Here is a 17,167-nt window from a genome sequence, read left to right as displayed (position 1 = left end):
AAGAAAAACGGCGCCGGAATGCTCCGGCGCCGTCCATCCTGTCATCTATGCGCGCCTCGTTTAGAAGCGGGCCCGCAGGGTCACGCCATAGGTGCGCGGGTCGCCGGGATAGATGTTGAAGCTCGATCCCAGATAACCCACAGACGGGAAACCGCCCTTGGCGTAGTTCTCATCGCCAATGTTGCGGCCCCAGAACTGCAGCGCCCAGCTTTCATCCGCCGCCGACAGCGTCACAGACGCGTTGTACAGCGTGTAGGCGTCCTGATTGGCGATCGCGCGCGGATCCAGGCTCGCCACCAGATTGAAGTCCGAGGTGTGCTGGGCTTCGCCGCGCAGGATCAGGTCCAGACGGTCATTGACCGGATGGGTGTAGGTGCCGGTGAAGGACGCCACCAGCTCGGGATTGCCGCGCTCGACGCCGGACAGATCGTTGAAGGTGCCGGTCTCGCCACGATCATTGGTCCGCGGCGCATTACAATTGGAGAAGGTCGGATCGGCAGGATCCCAGACCGGACCGAACAGCGGCGAGCTGTCCGGGCAAGGCGCGAAGGGATATTCGCCAAACTTGTCGTCCAGCAGATAGGTGCCGCCCAGGGTGAAGAACAACCGGTCGGTAGGCGCATAGCTGAAATCGAACTCGATGCCGCTGACTTCGATGGAGCCGGCATTGTCGAGCGCAAAGCCTGTACCCACGAAGGCCTCGGACTGGAAGTCCTCGATCTCCTGATTGAAGTAGGTCACGGCATAAACGAGCGCGCCGTCCAGCAGCGAACCTTTTGCGCCCAGCTCCCAGGACGAGGCGGTTTCATCCTCGAACTCGAAAATGCCGGTTTCCGCCGCTTCATAGGACAGATTGAACCCGCCCGGTTTGAAGCCGGTGGAATAGCTCGCATAGATGTTGAACGTATCGGTCACATCATAGCTGAGGATGGCGTTGTAAGAGAAATTGTCGTCTGACCGCGAGCTCGGATACTGGCTGGCGTTGACCGGGCTGAAGTTCTGGAACGCCGAAAACCCGTTGAGCAGGTTGAAGGGCGTATTGGCCAGGAACGCCGCCACGGTCGGGTCATACACCACGAACGGATTGGAGAGCGTTGCGCCCGGAATGCCGGAGGCCTGAAGCGCGCCCTCGAGCTGAGCTGCGAGCGTCGGGTCGCCAGCCGCCTGCTGCGCCAGAACCGTGGTCAGCAGGAACGGGCACGAATTGCCGTCCGGGAAAGACGGGCAGAGCGACGCCTCAGGCAGGCGCAGATTCGCGCCCAGATCGGTAAAGCTCAGAGCCGAGATCGGATCATTGATATTGATCCGCGTCTCCATCTCCTTGTCTTCTTCGGTGTAGCGCCCGCCAATCGTCAGGGTCAGACGATCGGTGAAGTTGATGTCAAACTGACCGAAAGCCGACCAGGACGTGGTGTCGTACTGGTAGTTTTCCTGTTCGAGCGCATCACCTTCCTGCAGATAACCGCCGGTTGGCAGCAACGGCACGCCGTTCACGCCCAGCTGGTTGTTCGCGCCCACCAGGAATTCGGTCAGCGTCACGCCGCCCGTACCAGCCGGCAGGCCGAAGGCCGCAGCCAGATCGGCCACTTGATCTGCCGACGCCAGATCAAAGAACGCCTTGGTGTCCGCGCCGTAGACAAGGCGCTGATTGAACTCGAGTTCGTTCTTGTAATAGAAGCCGCCGAACATCCAGTCGATGAATTCGCCGCCATTGGAGGTAAAGCGCACCTCCTGGGTGAAGCTGTTGTATTCGTTGTCGATATTACGCGCGCCCAGCAGGTCGATATCGGAGAAATCCGCATCGATGTTCTGGGATTCGTCATAGGTGCGATACGCGGTGATCGAGGTGAAGGTGAAGCCGTCAAACTCATGATCGATCTGGGCGGACAGGCCCGCCGTATCGAGCTGGGTGTTCACATTGCCGTCGACCGCCATCTGGCCGTCAAACGGGTCTGCAGGCAGGGCCGTGCCGCCGAGCGCGACGATCGCGCCCTGGTCGATCGGGTCGTAATAACCAAACGGCGCCGCGCAGCAGTTTTCATCAATCACGCCCAGATCGGCGATGATGCGCACTTCGGTCGCGTCGGTCGGATACCACATCAGCTGACCGCGATAGGACTGGCGGTCGCGATTGTTGAGTTCCTGGCGCTGCGCCACAGGCGACACATTGTCCAGATAGCCGGTATTGGTGTGCGTGGTCGCATCAACCCGAAACGCCAGCACATCCTCGATGATCGGTCCGGTGACCGTGGCTTTGGCGACGAACTGGCCGAAATCGCCGAACGTCACTTCCGCATCGCCGCCCAGTTCAAACTCGGGCTCTTTGGTGATGAAGCTCACCACGCCCGCCGGCGTGTTGCGGCCGAACAGGGTGGATTGCGGACCGCGGATGACTTCGACGCGCTCAATCGACAGAAGGTCGTTGATGGCCGCGCCCGCCCGCGGACGGTAAACGCCGTCGACGAACACGCCCACAGAGGGCTCAAGCCCCGGGTTGAAGCTCGAGGTGCCGATGCCGCGCAGGCTGAATTCGGTGTTGGTGGACGAGGCGAACTCAGCCACGCGCAAAGACGGAACGAGAGTTTGCAGGTCCGCCGCGTCGCGAATTTGCGATTGCTGGATCGCGGTATCGGTGACCACGGCCACGGACACCGGTGTTTCCTGCAAGGTCTGTTCGCGCTTTTGCGCGGTGACGGTGATCACATCCGGTTGCTGAGCGAACGCTGGCGCAGCGACAACGCCTGCTGCGAGCGCCGTCGCCCCAAGAACGGCTGCTTTGGTCAAACGGTTCATACAGGTCTCCTCCCCTGAGTTGGTCTTGCGTCGCGATATTTTGTCTAGGATCGCTGTCCGCACTTGGTCTTAGCTTATGCAGGCTTTGATAGTTTTGTCATGCAAACTTCTTCTCACGATGACCCAAGCGTTGCGTAAACGTCACAGACACAGCCTGTGCGTGCAGTGCAGCATTTCCACCATGTAACTGAGATAAATAGTGTTTTTTGAGATAATGATTTTATGCTGCGCACAATAGGTCATGCGCCTGAGCATGACGAACAGTCATCGCCGCATCATGCGCCTTGGGACCCTACCGCCCCCGTTCGAATTAGGAATCAGTCTTTTAAGCTGAGGGTTTGGACCGAGGCGGCGCCGTCAGACGCACGAAAACCGCCCCCGCAAAGCCGCCCATGACCGCCTGGGTGAGCAACCCCGCCATGCTGCGCGCGCCCGCAATAACCTGCACGCCGAAAAACACCTCTTTCATCAAGGTCAGCATCACCAGCATGCACACCAGCCCGGCCGCGCCGAACACCCATACGCGCGGCACGGGCAGCAGGCGCCCGGCCAACGCCGCCATCGGCAGGGCGACGGCCAAGCCCAGCGCGATGAAGATCGCATAGAGCGGCCCCAATCCGGTCAGGTCGTCAACGATCATGGAGAGTGCGTCCGCTGCACCGATTTCGGCGCCGACCGCCATCAGTCCCGCCAGCACGAACAGGCTTTGCGCGATGACCGCCAGCGTCACCAGGATCAGCACCACCGCCAGATAGGCGCCGAAAACTCTGAGTATCGTCATGGCCATTCCCCCTTTGCGCGCACCGATTATAGCGCTCATAGTGCTTGGCGCTCGCGATAAAAGCGAGACTGCCGCAAACATACGCGCGAGGGAACCATCATGATCCGGCTGATCCAATCCGTCATCGCACCGAGCGGTCTCGCGCTTGTTCTGGGCGTCGTCAGCGCCTGCTCACAGGCGCCTGAAGCGGCGCCGCCCGCCACAGACCTGGACCCCGCCAGCTATCAGGTCGAACTGATTGCGGACGGCCTGCTCACCCCCTGGGACATGGCCTTTCTGCCCGATGGGTCTGCATTGATCAGCGAACGCAATGGCGGGATCAAACACCTCCGCGATGGCGTGCTCAGCGACGTTCCGGGCGGCCCGGATGACGTCTTCGCCGAAGGGCAGGCCGGCCTGTTCGACCTGGCGCTGAGCCCGGATTTTGAAACCACGGGCGTTATCTATCTCAGCTATGCTTCAGGCACGGCGGACGCCAATACGCCAGCGCTTTATCGCGCCCGTTTCGAGGCGGAGCGCTTGGTGGAGGGGGAGACGATCTTCCGCGCTGAGCCCATGCGCAGCACCAACGCGCATTACGGCGCACGCCTGGCCTTTTTGCCGGACGGCACTTTGCTGATGACCGCCGGAGAAGGCTTCGCCTATCGCGAAGAGGCGCAGGTGCGCAGCAATCATCTCGGCGCCGTTCTGAGGCTGAACCCTGACGGCTCCGCGCCCAGCGACAACCCCTTCGCCGATGAAGGCGGCGCCGCAGCCTATGTCTACAGCTATGGCCATCGGAACATGCAAGGCATCGCGCTGGACGCCGCGACGGGAACGATCTGGACCCATGAACATGGCCCGCGCGGCGGCGACGAGCTGAACGCGCTGAACGCCGGCGCCAACGCCGGCTGGCCGATCGCCACCATGGGGCTCGATTATAACGGCGCGCGCATCTCGCCCTTCTTTGATCATGACGGCTTTGACGCCCCTGAATGGGTGTGGACGCCCTCGATCGCGCCCAGCGGTCTTGCGCTTTATGACGGCGATCTGTTCGAAGACTGGCGCGGCGACCTTCTGGTCTCTGCGCTGGCGGGACAGGCGCTTCACCGGCTGGATCTCGAAGACGGGGTCGTGGTGGGCGAGGAGCGCTTGCTCGCCGAACGCCGACAACGCATTCGCCAGGTGCTCAATGGTCCGGACGGCGCAATCTGGTTGCTGGCCGAATCCCCTGACGGACAGGTGTTACGGCTGACGCCAGCGCAATGAGCGCGCTTTCATCCGAGACAGGAGAAGCCGGTTTTGACTGGCGCTCACTCTCTGAAAGGTGTTCACTCAAGGCTAACTGATTTGCCCGCCCCGCATATTGCGGCGAGATCGGGCGAACATGTTCGGGGAGAGATTGAATGAAGCGTATCCTGACAGCCGTATTGGGCGCGTTAGTTTTGCTCGGGCTCGTGGGCGCAGGCTGGTATTATAGACCCTGGTCTGCTTACGCGCCGGCGAAGATCCGGTCGCTGGACGACCCGGAGCAGTATCCGGTGACCTATCAGCGCATGGACGAATTCCTGCCGAGCACAGGGATCGACGCCGACGCCGCCGCACCCTTCCCGCGCAATGTTCAATCGCTCGACATCACCTATGAGTGGCAGGGGGAAACCAAAACGCTTGGCGAATACCTCGACGAAGCCAAAGTCACAGGTCTGACCGTGCTGTCGCGCGGCGAAGTGATCGCCCAGACCTACGCCTATGAGGCGGACGCCCAGTCTCGCTTCACCTCATGGTCCGTCGGCAAGTCCTTCGTTGCGACCCTGATCGGGAAGGCCCTGCACGAGGGCCTGATCGACAGTCTCGATGACCGGGTGGACCGGTATGCGCCGCAATACGCCGGGACAGATTATGGCGCGACCAGCCTGCGCCATCTGCTGATGATGTCGTCCGGCATGGCGTTTAACGAGGAATACAGCGCGGATGCGCCGTCTGACGTGCGGCCGCTCTTTTTCAACGCCTTCATCATGCGCCGCAATCCCGACGACATGATCGCGCTGATCGAGCGTGATCGCGAGCCGGGCGAGGATTTCCATTATATCAGCCCCAACTCCCATGTGCTCTCCGCGGTCGTGCGCGGCGTCTATGAAGGCCGGCTCGCCGAGATCATGCAGCGTGAGCTGTGGGAACCGCTGGGCATGCGCGATCGAGCCACCTGGCTGCAGCACAAGCCCGGCCCTGAAGGCGTCGCCATCGGCTATTGCTGTTTGCAGGCCAGCAGCGAGGATTATGTCCGTCTGGGCCAGCTCTACCTGCAGGACGGCGTCTGGAACGGCGAACGCCTGCTGCCTGAAGGCTGGGTGGACCTGGTGTCCACGCCGCCCACGCCGTCGCATGAACCGGGCGCAAGCCGATACGCCCATCGCGGCTATGGCCTGCACTTCTGGATTCCGGAAAACTATGACCGCGAATTCTACGCCGCCGGCGTGTTCGGTCAGTATATCTGGATAGACCGGAACCGAAATCTGGTCATCGCCCAGAATGCTGGCGACGCAGACTGGGGCGAGCGCAGCGTGGAGATGACCGCCGTCTTCCGCGCCATCGCCGAGACCGTCGCGCCGCGAGGCGTTTACCAGGAGGTTCAAAGACTGCCGCGGGACGGGGGCGACCAATGAGCCGCGCTGAGGACATGGAGTTTGATTATGTCATCGTCGGGGCCGGCTCGGCCGGCTGCGTTCTGGCCGACCGGCTCAGCCAGGATCGGGATGTAACGGTCTGTGTGCTGGAGGCCGGCGGGTCCGACAACAAGGCCGTGATCAAGACGCCCATGCTGCTGCAGTTCGCCATCACCAATCCGGCGATCAACTGGGACTACTGGACCGAGCCGCAGAAAAATCTCGACGACCGCAAGCTCTACTGGCCGCGCGGCAAGGCGCTGGGCGGCTCCTCCTCGATCAACGCCATGCATTACATGCGCGGCGCGCTTGAGAATTACGACGATTGGGAAAGCACGTACGGCGCTGAAGGCTGGAATGGCGACGCGGCGCTGGAGGCTTTCAAATCTGTCGAGAACAATGAAAATCACGGCGCACCGTTCCACGGTCAGGGCGGCCCGCTGAACGTGAAGACGATCGGCCCGCTCAACCCGTTGACCGAGCGCTATTTCGAAGCCTGCCGCCAGCGCCAGATCCCAGAGAACCATGATCATAACGGCGCCCGTCAGGAGGGCTTCGGCCCCTATCAGGTCACCCAGAAAGGCGGCAAGCGCTGGTCCGCGGCGGACGCGTTTCTCAAACCGGCCCTGAACCGTCCCAATCTCACCGTCGTCACCGGCGCCCTGGCCCATCGCATCGTGATCGAGGACGGTGAAGCCCGGGGCGTGCTGATCGAGGTCGACGGAGAGATGAAGTCCGTCACCGCCAAGCGCGAAGTGATCCTGTCGGGCGGGGCGATCAACTCACCCCATCTTCTGATGCTGTCAGGCATCGGCCCGGCCGACCATCTGCGGGAGCACGGGATCAGCGTCGAACACGATGCGCCCGGCGTCGGTGAGAACCTTCAGGACCATCTCGACATTCTGGCCCGCGCGCGCACGAAATCGGCCGTCTCCATCGGCTATTCGGCGCGCAAATTGCCCGCCACCGCCCGCGACGTCCTGCAATGGGCGCTGACGGGCACCGGCAAGTTCACCGTCAATCCGGTCCAGGGTTGCGGCTTTGTGCGGTCCAGCCGGGCGCGGGATCTGCCCGACATCCAGCTGGTGTTCATCCCCGCTCTGGCCAGCCCTCACGGGCGCGAGACCCTGACCGGGCACGGGATCAGCCTGCACGCCTGCCACCTCTATCCGCAAAGCACCGGCCGATTGCGGCTGGACAGCGCGGATCCGCGCGCGCCGATCCGCATTGATCCCAATTATCTCGACCATGAAGAAGATGTGGAAGTGATGACGGACTGCCTGGAGATCGCTCGCGATCTTCTGCTCAGCGACGCGTTTGACGGCGAATTTGATCAGCTGGATCTGCCTGCGGATCCTGGCGCCAGCCGTTCTGTACTGACCGATGAAGTGCGCCAGCGCGCCGAAACGCTCTATCATCCCACGTCCACCTGCGCGATGGGGAGCGGCCCGCTCTCGGTCACAGACCCGCAATGCCGTGTGCGCGGCGTAAAAAATCTGCGCGTAGTGGATGCGTCCGTCATGCCGCGTATAGTCGGCGGCAACACCAATGCGCCCACCATCATGATCGCCACACGCGCCGCCGATATGATCCGTGCGAGCTAGGAGACAGCCTCATGCCTGACACCAATATGCAGACCGCCACGGACTCCATCGACGCCATGCAGGCGATTTTCGATCGGCAAAAAGCCGCGTTTGAATCCGAGCGCCATCGCCCGCTCTCTGACCGCAAGGCGGATCTGGAGAAGATCGAAGAGCTGGTCAAAACCCGCGGTGACGAGTTCGCCGCCGCCATCGACGCCGATTTCGGCCGGCGGTCCAAGTCTGAAACCGCGCTGGCGGAGCTGGGCTTCACCATCGCCACGGCCAAGCACAGCCGTCAGCATCTCAACAAATGGGCGAGCTCAAAGCCTGTGTCGGTACCGATGACGCTGGCGCCGGGCAAGGCCTATGTGCGGCGTGAGCCCAAGGGCGTGGTCGGCATTGTCTCGCCCTGGAACTATTCCATGCAGCTGGCTTTTGCGCCGCTGGTCGCCGCGCTGGCCGCGGGCTGCCGGGTGATGATCAAGCCCAGCGAGTTCACCCCGCGCACCGCCGCCTTGATCAAGTCCACCCTGGGCGAGCTGTTCAGCGAGGATCATGTGGCGGTCATTGAAGGCGGCGTGGAAGAGGCGAGCGCCTTCACCGCCCTGCCCTTTGACCATCTGTTCTATACCGGCTCAACCCAGGTGGGCCGCATCGTCGCCAAGGCCGCGGCGGAGAACCTGACCCCGGTGACGCTGGAGCTGGGCGGCAAGTCTCCGGCTGTGATCGCGCCGGATTTTGACGGCGCGGAAGCGGCGAAGACCCTGGCCTGGGGCAAATTCCTGAACGCCGGTCAGACCTGCGTCGCGCCAGATTATGCCCTGGTCCCGCGCGGTTCCGAGCAAGACTTCGCCAACGCCGTCATGCACGAGACCGGAGAGATGTGGCCCGATGTCGCCACCAATGGCGATTACACAGCGATCATTTCCGAACGCCATCATGCCCGTTTGAGCGAGATGGTTGAGGAGGTGCGCCAGGCGGGCGCGGACGTGCACCAGCTGGCTTTCAACAAGGCGGACGCCGGCAATACGCGCATCTTCCCGCCCACCGTGGTGGTCAATCCGCCGCTCGACTCCAAACTGATGCAGGAAGAGATCTTCGGCCCGATCCTGCCCGTGCTGGGCCATGACGGACTGGAGGACGCTGCGCGCTTCATCAATGAGCGCGACCGGCCGCTGGCGCTTTATGTCTACGCCAAGTCCAAACAGACCGCGCGCGACTTTCTGGGGCGGACGATTTCAGGCGGCGCGGCGGTGAACATCCCGCTTCTGCACCTGTCGGTGGAAGACCTGCCGTTTGGTGGCGTCGGCGCCTCTGGCTATGGCAGCTATCACGGGGAGAGCGGGTTTCTGACGTTCACCCATGAGCGCGGCGTGTTTGAAGCGCCGGTCTGGCATCCCAGCCGACTGATCCGCCCGCCTTACGGCAAGATGTTTGAGTTCTTCAAGAAACTGCAAGCTGGCTAGTTTGCAATCGACCAGTTGATGTCAGAAATCGCCGGGGCGTCGTCCAGTTGCGGTTTGGAGAAATAATAGCCTTGAAACAGGTGAATCCCCAGATCGAGCAAGGCGCGCGCCTCGGCTTTGACCTCAATGCCCTCGGCGATGATCTTGATGTCAAAGCGCTCACAAATGTCCACCATGGCCGACAGGATCGTACGCTTGACCGGGCTGATATGGACGTTGCGGACCAAGGCCATGTCGAGCTTGATGATGTCGGGCATGACCGCCGCCAGAAGCGCCAGTCCCGCCCCGCCGGACCCGAAATCATCCAGCGCGGTCAGAAAGCCCATATCCTTGTAAGAGCGTACGATCATGGCGAAATGGTCGGGATCGTTGACCGCTTCATGCTCGGTCATCTCGAACATGATGCGATTGATCGGAAAGCCGTTCGCCGACGCCGCCGCCAACGTGGTGCGCAGGCAGGTCGCCGGATCATAGACCGCATTGGGCATCGTGTTGAGAGACAGGAGCTCGGACCGGCCAGACAGCGCTGTGCTTGCGGATTTGAGCGCCTGGATGCGGCAATGACGATCAAAGGCGTGAATATTGTCGGCGGTCACCTTGGACAGGACCGAACCTGCGGACTGTCCCTCCGCGCCACGCACCAGCGCTTCTTGCGCAAAGATGGACCGGGTCTTGAAGTCGATGATCGGCTGAAACGCAAACCGCAGGCGCTCGGGAATCGGCTCGGCGCAGCGGCAGACAGCGTCTTCACAAACAGCGACGGCGGGCTTGGGAACAGTCATGACACACCCTTGGAATTTTTCATGACTCTAACCCACACAACTTAATGAAGAGTATGGCGCTTCAAGAACAGGGCGCCTGAGTTAAAGCATCACGGAACGTCCGACTTTGGCCATGGGGAGGCCCCACATGAACACCTGGATCATTCGCATACTATTGGCGGCGCTGACGCTGGGCCTCATCTGCGTTCTGGGCGTCAGCGCCTGGATGGTGGAGCGGTTTCACGCGTCCAAACCGCGCGAGTCCGGCGAGGTCACGCTGACAGCGCTGGATCACCCCGCCCAAGTGGTGCGCGACGCCAACGGCATCGCCCATATCTTTGGAGACAGCGACGCCGATGTGATGGCGGCTCTGGGCTATGTGCACGCCAGCGAACGTTTTTTCCAGATGGACTTGGCCCGGCGCTATATGCGCGGCGAATTGTCGGCCTTGTTTGGCGAGGATTATTTGCGCGCCGACGCACAGACCCGGACCTATGGCTTCCGCCGCCTGACCGAGGAGATCGTCGCCAACACATCCGAAGACACCCGCGCGATGATGCAAGCCTATATCGACGGCGTGAACGCGCGCCTGGCCGAAGGCTCGGTCGCGCCTGAATACGCCGTATTGCGCACCGCGCCTGAAGCGTGGAGCCTGGAAGACAGCGCGGCGATTGTGGTGCTGCTGGCCCACGACCTGGCCGCCGGCGCTGGCGCTGACATGGATCGCGCCTTGCTCGACGATATTCTGTCCGCCGAGCAGCTCGCGCAGTTCACCATGAACTTCCCCGACTGGGCGCCGACCATGCTGAAGGCTGAGGACATGCGCGCCCGTTTCGGCGACGTGCAGACCCTGCCCCTGAGCGAGCCCGTGCAGCCGGGCGCGCAATCTGACAACCAGCCTGGCTCGAACGCCTGGGTGGTCTCTGGCGAGCGCTCTGAAACCGGCCGCCCATTGCTGGCGAACGACCCCCATCTTGGGCTGAGCACCCCGGCGATCTGGTATTATGTGCGCCTGAACCTGTCGTATGGCCCCGTCATCGGCGGCACCGTGCCGGGGGCGCCTTTCGTCATTCTGGGCCGCAACGCCCACGCCGCCTGGGGCTTCACCAATACCGGCTTTGACGTGATCGACATTCTCGAACGCGACCGCGACTCTGAAGAGATCACGAGCCGCACCGAAACCATCCACATCAAGGGCCGCTCCGAGCCGTATGAGCTGTCCGTCGAGGAAACGCGCGACGGCCCTGTGCTGGACCCGCAATGGTTTGACCTGCGCGGCTTTGACGAGGACGCCATCGTAGTGCGCCGCTCCACCGTGACGGCGCCGGGCAACCGGGTCGCGGACGCCACCCTGGCGATCATGCAGGCGCAGAATTTTGATGAATTTGTCGAGGCGGGCCGCGGCTGGACCGCGCCCATGCAGAACATGCATTTCGCCAGCGTGGACGGCACGATCGGGTACACTACCGCCGGCCTTCTGCCGATCCGGGACGAGACTGGCGACTGGACGGGTTTCATCCCGTTTGAAGAGCTGCCGCGCGTGCGCAACCCCGAAGGCGGCTTCATCGCGTCGGGCAATAATCTGGTGGCGGGACCGGACTATCCCTATCCGCTGCCGGGCTCATACGCGACCTATCGCGCGCCGCGGATCGAGCGTGAACTTGAAGCCCGCGAGCGCCATACGCTTGAGAGCTTCGCCGCCCTGCAAATGGATGTGACCAGCGAGCAGGCGCTGCGCCTCTTGCCGGTGCTGCTGGGCTCCGAGCCTGAAAGCCAGCTGGGGGCGGAAGCCCTGGCGCGGCTTGAAGCCTGGGACGGCGCGCTGGATATGGATGCGCCAGAAGCGCTGATCTATTCAGCCTGGCTGCGCGTGCTCTCGGGCGCGATCTGGAATGATGAGCTTGATACGCTCGCCTCCGCCTTCAATCAGCCTCGCCGCGCCTTCCTTGAAGAGGTTCTGGCGGGGGAGGCCTCGGCCTGGTGCGATGACGTACGGACGGACGCGGTGGAGAGCTGCGCCATCACCGCCGGACTGGCGCTCGACGCCGCCATGGCGGAAACCGCGGACGCGTTTGGCTCTGATATGAACGACTGGCGCTGGGGCGACATGCATGTGGCCGATTTCGACCACCCCTTTGATTCCCTGCCGCTGATCGGGTCGATGTTCGCCAACCGCGTGCCTGTGCCCGGCGACGGCGCGACCATCAATGTCGCGCATTTCAGCTATAACTCAGGCAGTTATGACGTCTATCACGCGGCCTCGCTGCGGGCGATTTACGACCTGTCTGATCTCAACAACTCGCTTTACATGTTCGCGCCGGGCCAGTCGGGCCACCCGCTTTCCCCCCATCATGGCGACCTCGCGCCACGCTGGGCGGCGGGTGAGTATTTCGAGATCCGCGATGACTGGGGCGTTGAAACCGCGCCCGAAGGCAGCCATGTGCTGACCCTGACGCCGTAACAGGACCCGCCATGATCAGCCTTGAAAACCAGACCCTTTTCGTCACCGGCGCCTCCCGCGGCGCCGGCGCCGGCATCGCTCGCCAGATTGCGGAGGCTGGCGGCAAGGTGATCCTGGGCTATGCCCGCAACTCAGACGCCGCCAAGGCCATGGCGAGCGAGCTGGGCGATCAGGCCATCGGTCTGGTGCAGGCCGATTTCTCTGACCCCGACGCCGCGGAGCCCGCCTGGGAGGAGGCGAAAACCCTCGCTGACGGCCCGATCCACGGCCTGGTGCTCAATCACGGCGTTTTTGAAGCAGCGAGCGTGCATGACCCCGCCGATATCTGGCGGCAGAACTGGGCGCGCACGCTTCAGATCAATCTGCAAAGCTGCGCCGATCTGGCCCGGTGCGCGGCTCAGGATTGGGTGGACAGCGCACAGGGCGGATCGCTGGTGGCGATCAGCTCTCGCGCCGCGCACCGCGGCGACGACGCCGACCACCCCGCCTATGCGGCCTCCAAGGCGGGCCTCATCGCGATGATCAAGACGCTGGCGCGCGCCTATTCCGGCCGGGGCCTGCTCGCCTACGCGATTTCGCCGGGCTGGATCGACACGGAAATGGCGCCGCAAGACCCTGACGACCGCAAGGCGGCCCTCGCCGAAGTCCCCTATGGCGATATGGCGAGCCCGGACGAGCTGGGACGCCTCTGCGCCTTCCTGCTGTCCGGCGCGTGCAAAAGCGCCACCGGCGCGACCTTTGACGTCAATGGCGCGAGCTATGTGCGGTAACCCCGATCACGATGTTTTCCACCTCAACGTCCCTGAGTCTCTCCGCCCCATCACATTGCGGAACTTGGGGCAGACACCACCTCTGGACCAAATGGTAGATGGTCTGCCAATGCCAGATAGCTTCGGTCCTACCTATATCGCTGTCCACTTACTGCGCTGGTATCGACGGGTGATCTCCCCAAGGCTGGGGATTCGCTGTGTCCTTGAACCAAGTTGCTCACGCTATGCAGAAGTTGCATTTCGAAATCACGGCGCCATAGTTGGCTTAAAGTTAACAATTTCTAGATTGTTACGTTGCCGCCCTGGAAAGGGGGGCGTTGATACTCAGCACTTGGGGGAGTTCTGATGCAATATTATGTCGAGCCCATCGGCGCTTCATTCGACAAGAAGGCGCGTGATCTTCTGACCGCCACGCTGAATGATCGGGCGCAGCAAGGCTATGAACTGCATACGGTGTTTCAGGTTTCAGAGCCGGGCTGTCTGGGAACGGCGCCCAGCTCCACATATCTGGCCGTATACCGTAAGCAAGACTGATCCGATCTTCTGACGGCCAAAAGGCGGACACCCGCCAACTTATCCGCCCCCTCCCAAAACTGAGCCATACTGTGCCTCGTTCCTTCCAAGGCGGGCGGCCGGCGCGTTCAGGCTGGGAGGGGCGGGATGTCCCGAGCATAAAGGCTGTAACGCGGCCTTTATGCGAAAAGGCGGGGTGTCATCGTACGGTCCAGGGCGGCGGCGTCTGATGAGGCGGCGACTGCACCGGCGGCGCGACAGCGCAGAAGTCTCCGTGCGGTGATCCCGACAAAACATCTCCAGCGCGGGAGCCGGGTTTGGCTTCCAAGACTGCACGCTATCAACACAAACGGCCCGCTCCCGCGCGACCCGTCTTTGGCTTCACCCTGCGTTTGCGCGCGGGGTTGGTGGCGCATGGGTCCCCGGGTCAAGCCCGAGGACCGAGAGAATAGAGCTTCAACATTTCGGCCTTCGGACTTGAGCCGGAGGCCCATTGGAGCGCATCACCCCTACTCCGCCGCCATCGCCTCTTGCCGCCCGGCGCGGACCAGACGCCCGGGACGCGCCTCCGTCACCTCGTCATTACGCACCACGACCTCGCCCGACACGATCGTCGCGCGATAGCCTTCGGCGTCCTGCAGCAAGCGTTGACCGCCAGCGGGCAGGTCCTTGACGAGGCGCGGCGGGTGCAGGCGCAAGCTCTGATAATCAATGACGTTGAGATCAGCCTTCATGCCCGGCTTGATGCGCCCCCGGTCTGACAGGCCCAGATAATCGGCGATGTCGCCGGTCAGCATCTGCACCGCGCGTTCGGGCGCGATGCGCGGGCCGCGGGTCCGGTCGCGGGTCCAGTAGCTCAACAGATAGCTGGGGAAGCTGGCGTCACAGACCGTGCCCACATGAGCGCCGCCGTCAGACAGGCCCGGAATGGCGAGCGGGTGCTGCATCATGGTCAGCACATTGTCATAGCTCAGCTCGGTATAGTTATAGATCGGCAGATAGATCAGCTCACGGCCGTCGCGGGTGATCACCGTGTCAAACAGCTCTTCCCACACCGAGACGCCGCGCGCTTCGGCCTTGGCGCCGATGGCGTTTTCAGGCGGCTGCTCGTAATCGGGGTTTTCCGACAGGGTGAACAGCTTGCCCGCCACCATCTCCATGTTTTCGATCAGAAGATCGGCGATGGGCGGGATCGAGCTGCCGGGACCGGCGAGCTTGTCCGATTTCTGGCTGAGGATCTTCTTGCGGAAAGCGTCGGTTTTCATCACCGCCACGCGCTCATCGAGCGGCAGATCGGCGATCTCCTTATAGGCCGGGAAGCCCATGAAGGGGTGGAAAGTGCATTGCAGCCCCAGGAAGACGCCGATGGCGCGCGGCGCGACCTGGGCGCGCACGGTGAAGCCTTCGGCATCGAGCTTTTCCAGGCCCGTCAGAATCTTGCGCCATTGATCCGGCGCGAAATCGCGCTGCATCAGGGACATGGAGAAGGGCCGCCCGCCGGCGGCGCGGACATACTCCTCGACCACTTTCCACTCCTCCTCGAAGCGGGACTGGTCGCGCTCAAGATCAAAGTCGGAGACGGCCTGGATGACGCCATGATCGCGGCCCTTGAAGGCGCTGGCGATGCCGGTGAGTTCCTTGGTGGTGGCCTCAGAGGCCGGGGTCCATTCCCCGTCTGCGGTGCGGTGCAGATCCGAGCGCCCGGTCGCGAACCCGATGGCGCCGGCGTCCAGCGCTTCAGAGACGAGGTCGCGCATTTTGGCGATCTCCTCGTCATTGGCCTGCTGGTCAAAGCTGGCGCGCTGATCCATCACATAAACCCTGAGCGGGTCATGGCCGACCATGGCCGCCACATCGAGGGTGCGCGGGGTTTTCTCCAGCGCGTCGAGATAATCGGGGAAGCTCTCCCAATCCCAGCTCAGCCCTTCGGCGAGCGCAGTGCCGGGAATGTCCTCCACCCCCTCCATCAGCTTTATGAGGCGCTCATGGTCGCTCTCGCGCACGGGCGCGAAACCGACGCCGCAATTGCCCATAATGGCGGTGGTGACGCCATGCTTGATCGAAGGCTCCATCCGGTCGTCCCAGGTCGCCTGACCATCGTAATGGGTGTGCACGTCGATAAAGCCCGGCGTGATGATGCAGCCCTTCGCGTCGATCACCTCAACAGCGTCGCCCGGCGCCTCGCCCACCGCAACGATACGGCCCGCCTTGATCCCGACATCGCCGATGTAAGGCGAGCCGCCCTCGCCCTCATGGATCATGCCGCCGGTGATTTTCAGATCATAAGTCGCCATGGAAGCCTCCCGAATAACTCGTTGTTTCAAGGCGCCGTTCGGGCGCTCTTGTGTGCGCGGACCGCATCGAGCCCGCGATAAAAACCTGTGAGCAGACCACCGCTGAACAAATGCCAGACCGCCCAGAGCGCGGTGATGGCCGCCGCCCCGCCCACGCCTTCAAACTGGCCGAGCAAGATCACAAGACCGAGCCCGGTGTTCTGGATGCCCACCTCGAAGGTCACCGATCGGCGACCCGCCACGTCATATTGCAGAGCGCGGGCGGACAGCGCCCCGACGCCGAATGCCACGGCGTTATGGATCATCGCGATCACCAGCACGGTTCCCGCCGTCGCGGTGAACAATGACCAATTGGACGAGACGCCGCCCACAACCATCGCCGCCAGCCCGAACAGACCCGCCGCCAGAAAGACAGGTCGCAAGCGGTGGGCGATGCGCGGATAGCGGTGCGCGATGCCCATCCCGACGGCCAGGGGCACGGCCAGCAACACAGTCATCTGGATGACGAAGGGAATAGGCGACACCTCGATCGCATCCACAAGCGCGTCAGCGGGGGCGTAGAGCGAGGTCCAGAACAGGATCGAGAGCGGCGTCAGCAGTGCGGCGGCGAGGCTGGAGGTCGCCGTCAGCGAGACCGACAGCGCGGTGTCTCCTCGCGACAAATGGGTGAAGAAATTGGAGACATTGCCGCCCGGGCAGCACGCCACCACGATCATCCCAAGCGCAATGGAAGGCGGCGGGTTCAACACGTAAAGAAGCCCCAGCGTCGCCAGCGGCAAGCCCAGAATTTGCGCCGCCGCTGCGCCCAGAAACCTGACGGGGCGCTGCTTGACCAGGGCGAAATCCGCCACATGCACATTCAGCGCAACCGCAAACATCAAAACGGCCAGCAGCATCGGCAAGATCACTTGCGATCCGGGCGCGAGCTCAATCTGCACGGCGTCTAACGCAGCTATGTCCATAGCGCGCTGTCTCCTCCCCTGTGACCGGGTCTGCGGGTCCCGGTACGCCCTCGCCTCTCAATCGGGCAAGTGAACGGCGTTCACTTAATCCTCGCATCCTTTGACGCGTCCTGTCGAGGCCTCGTCGTGCCGGGCTTGCAC

Annotated in this window: 13 protein-coding genes; 8 read left to right on the top strand and 5 right to left on the bottom strand. The window is 62.8% G+C overall.

The features are described from left to right. Positions 1–60: 60 nt before the first annotated feature. Together ACTIGF_RS09045 and ACTIGF_RS09040 are read right to left on the bottom strand one after the other, a co-directional pair. The gene (locus ACTIGF_RS09045; RefSeq protein ID WP_439636549.1) at positions 61–2,793 is read right to left on the bottom strand and encodes a TonB-dependent receptor; all 2,733 of its coding nucleotides are present in this window, start codon (positions 2,791–2,793) and stop codon (positions 61–63) included. 325 nt (positions 2,794–3,118) lie between these two features. Then, positions 3,119–3,574 (bottom strand): hypothetical protein, encoded by a 456-nt coding sequence (locus ACTIGF_RS09040; protein WP_439636548.1) that lies wholly within the window; start codon positions 3,572–3,574, stop codon positions 3,119–3,121. Positions 3,575–3,673: 99 nt separating this feature from the next. On the opposite strand from ACTIGF_RS09040, the gene ACTIGF_RS09035 reads away from it, so the two are divergent. The 4 genes from ACTIGF_RS09035 to ACTIGF_RS09020 all read left to right on the top strand — a co-directional run bounded on the left by ACTIGF_RS09035 (position 3,674) and on the right by ACTIGF_RS09020 (position 9,265). Further along, entirely contained in the window at positions 3,674–4,822 is a 1,149-nt protein-coding gene (locus ACTIGF_RS09035; RefSeq protein ID WP_439636547.1) for a PQQ-dependent sugar dehydrogenase, read from the top strand. Positions 4,823–4,959: 137 nt separating this feature from the next. Then, on the top strand, positions 4,960–6,216 hold the full coding sequence (locus tag ACTIGF_RS09030; RefSeq protein WP_439636546.1) for a serine hydrolase domain-containing protein: 1,257 nt from the start codon (positions 4,960–4,962) through the stop codon (positions 6,214–6,216). Next, complete coding sequence (locus ACTIGF_RS09025; RefSeq protein ID WP_439636545.1) at positions 6,213–7,820, top strand: GMC family oxidoreductase; 1,608 nt, start codon at positions 6,213–6,215, stop codon at positions 7,818–7,820. The genes ACTIGF_RS09030 and ACTIGF_RS09025 overlap by 4 nt, the downstream gene beginning before the upstream one ends. An 11-nt stretch (positions 7,821–7,831) precedes the next feature. Then, positions 7,832–9,265, top strand: coding sequence for a coniferyl aldehyde dehydrogenase (locus ACTIGF_RS09020; protein WP_439636544.1), 1,434 nt, complete (start codon positions 7,832–7,834; stop codon positions 9,263–9,265). Here ACTIGF_RS09020 and ACTIGF_RS09015 read toward each other — a convergent pair. Continuing rightward, the gene (locus ACTIGF_RS09015; RefSeq protein WP_439636543.1) at positions 9,262–10,047 is read right to left on the bottom strand and encodes an EAL domain-containing protein; all 786 of its coding nucleotides are present in this window, start codon (positions 10,045–10,047) and stop codon (positions 9,262–9,264) included. The genes ACTIGF_RS09020 and ACTIGF_RS09015 overlap by 4 nt on opposite strands. Before the next feature lie 127 nt (positions 10,048–10,174). Here ACTIGF_RS09015 and ACTIGF_RS09010 point away from each other — a divergent pair, with 127 nt between their 5' ends. Genes ACTIGF_RS09010 through ACTIGF_RS08995 form a run of 4 tightly spaced genes read left to right on the top strand, consistent with a single transcriptional unit; the run spans position 10,175 to position 13,791 of the window. After that, the gene (locus ACTIGF_RS09010) at positions 10,175–12,487 is read left to right on the top strand and encodes a penicillin acylase family protein (protein ID WP_439636542.1); all 2,313 of its coding nucleotides are present in this window, start codon (positions 10,175–10,177) and stop codon (positions 12,485–12,487) included. Positions 12,488–12,498: 11 nt separating this feature from the next. Beyond that, positions 12,499–13,257, top strand: coding sequence for an SDR family NAD(P)-dependent oxidoreductase (locus tag ACTIGF_RS09005; protein WP_439636541.1), 759 nt, complete (start codon positions 12,499–12,501; stop codon positions 13,255–13,257). Further along, positions 13,139–13,603 (top strand): membrane protein insertion efficiency factor YidD, encoded by a 465-nt coding sequence (gene yidD / locus ACTIGF_RS09000; RefSeq protein WP_439636540.1) that lies wholly within the window; start codon positions 13,139–13,141, stop codon positions 13,601–13,603. Before ACTIGF_RS09005 ends, yidD begins: the two co-directional genes overlap by 119 nt. Then, a complete protein-coding gene (locus ACTIGF_RS08995; RefSeq protein WP_439636539.1) occupies positions 13,603–13,791 on the top strand; it encodes a hypothetical protein in 189 nt (62 codons plus the stop codon). The genes yidD and ACTIGF_RS08995 overlap by 1 nt, the downstream gene beginning before the upstream one ends. 488 nt (positions 13,792–14,279) lie before the next feature. Here ACTIGF_RS08995 and ACTIGF_RS08990 read toward each other — a convergent pair whose 3' ends face one another. Both ACTIGF_RS08990 and ACTIGF_RS08985 read right to left on the bottom strand, forming a co-directional pair. After that, a complete protein-coding gene (locus ACTIGF_RS08990; protein WP_439636538.1) occupies positions 14,280–16,064 on the bottom strand; it encodes an N-acyl-D-amino-acid deacylase family protein in 1,785 nt (594 codons plus the stop codon). 26 nt (positions 16,065–16,090) lie between these two features. Then, complete coding sequence (locus ACTIGF_RS08985) at positions 16,091–17,026, bottom strand: bile acid:sodium symporter family protein (protein WP_439636537.1); 936 nt, start codon at positions 17,024–17,026, stop codon at positions 16,091–16,093. Positions 17,027–17,167: the final 141 nt, after the last annotated feature.

The organism is Oceanicaulis sp. (genome assembly GCF_051859625.1).
Taxonomy (GTDB): Bacteria; Pseudomonadota; Alphaproteobacteria; order Caulobacterales; family Maricaulaceae; genus Oceanicaulis.
This window is presented reverse-complemented; position numbering and strand designations above follow the sequence as displayed.

Bases quoted from the DNA above. Each gene is read 5' to 3' on its own strand.
- ACTIGF_RS09045 (WP_439636549.1), bottom strand. From the start codon at position 2,793: ATGAACCGTTTGACCAAAGCAGCCGTTCTTGGGGCGACGGCGCTCGCA.
- ACTIGF_RS09040 (WP_439636548.1), bottom strand. From the start codon at position 3,574: ATGACGATACTCAGAGTTTTCGGCGCCTATCTGGCGGTGGTGCTGATC.
- ACTIGF_RS09035 (WP_439636547.1), top strand. From the start codon at position 3,674: ATGATCCGGCTGATCCAATCCGTCATCGCACCGAGCGGTCTCGCGCTT.
- ACTIGF_RS09030 (WP_439636546.1), top strand. From the start codon at position 4,960: ATGAAGCGTATCCTGACAGCCGTATTGGGCGCGTTAGTTTTGCTCGGG.
- ACTIGF_RS09025 (WP_439636545.1), top strand. From the start codon at position 6,213: ATGAGCCGCGCTGAGGACATGGAGTTTGATTATGTCATCGTCGGGGCC.
- ACTIGF_RS09020 (WP_439636544.1), top strand. From the start codon at position 7,832: ATGCCTGACACCAATATGCAGACCGCCACGGACTCCATCGACGCCATG.
- ACTIGF_RS09015 (WP_439636543.1), bottom strand. From the start codon at position 10,047: ATGACTGTTCCCAAGCCCGCCGTCGCTGTTTGTGAAGACGCTGTCTGC.
- ACTIGF_RS09010 (WP_439636542.1), top strand. From the start codon at position 10,175: ATGAACACCTGGATCATTCGCATACTATTGGCGGCGCTGACGCTGGGC.
- ACTIGF_RS09005 (WP_439636541.1), top strand. From the start codon at position 12,499: ATGATCAGCCTTGAAAACCAGACCCTTTTCGTCACCGGCGCCTCCCGC.
- yidD (WP_439636540.1), top strand. From the start codon at position 13,139: ATGGCGATATGGCGAGCCCGGACGAGCTGGGACGCCTCTGCGCCTTCC.
- ACTIGF_RS08995 (WP_439636539.1), top strand. From the start codon at position 13,603: ATGCAATATTATGTCGAGCCCATCGGCGCTTCATTCGACAAGAAGGCG.
- ACTIGF_RS08990 (WP_439636538.1), bottom strand. From the start codon at position 16,064: ATGGCGACTTATGATCTGAAAATCACCGGCGGCATGATCCATGAGGGC.
- ACTIGF_RS08985 (WP_439636537.1), bottom strand. From the start codon at position 17,026: ATGGACATAGCTGCGTTAGACGCCGTGCAGATTGAGCTCGCGCCCGGA.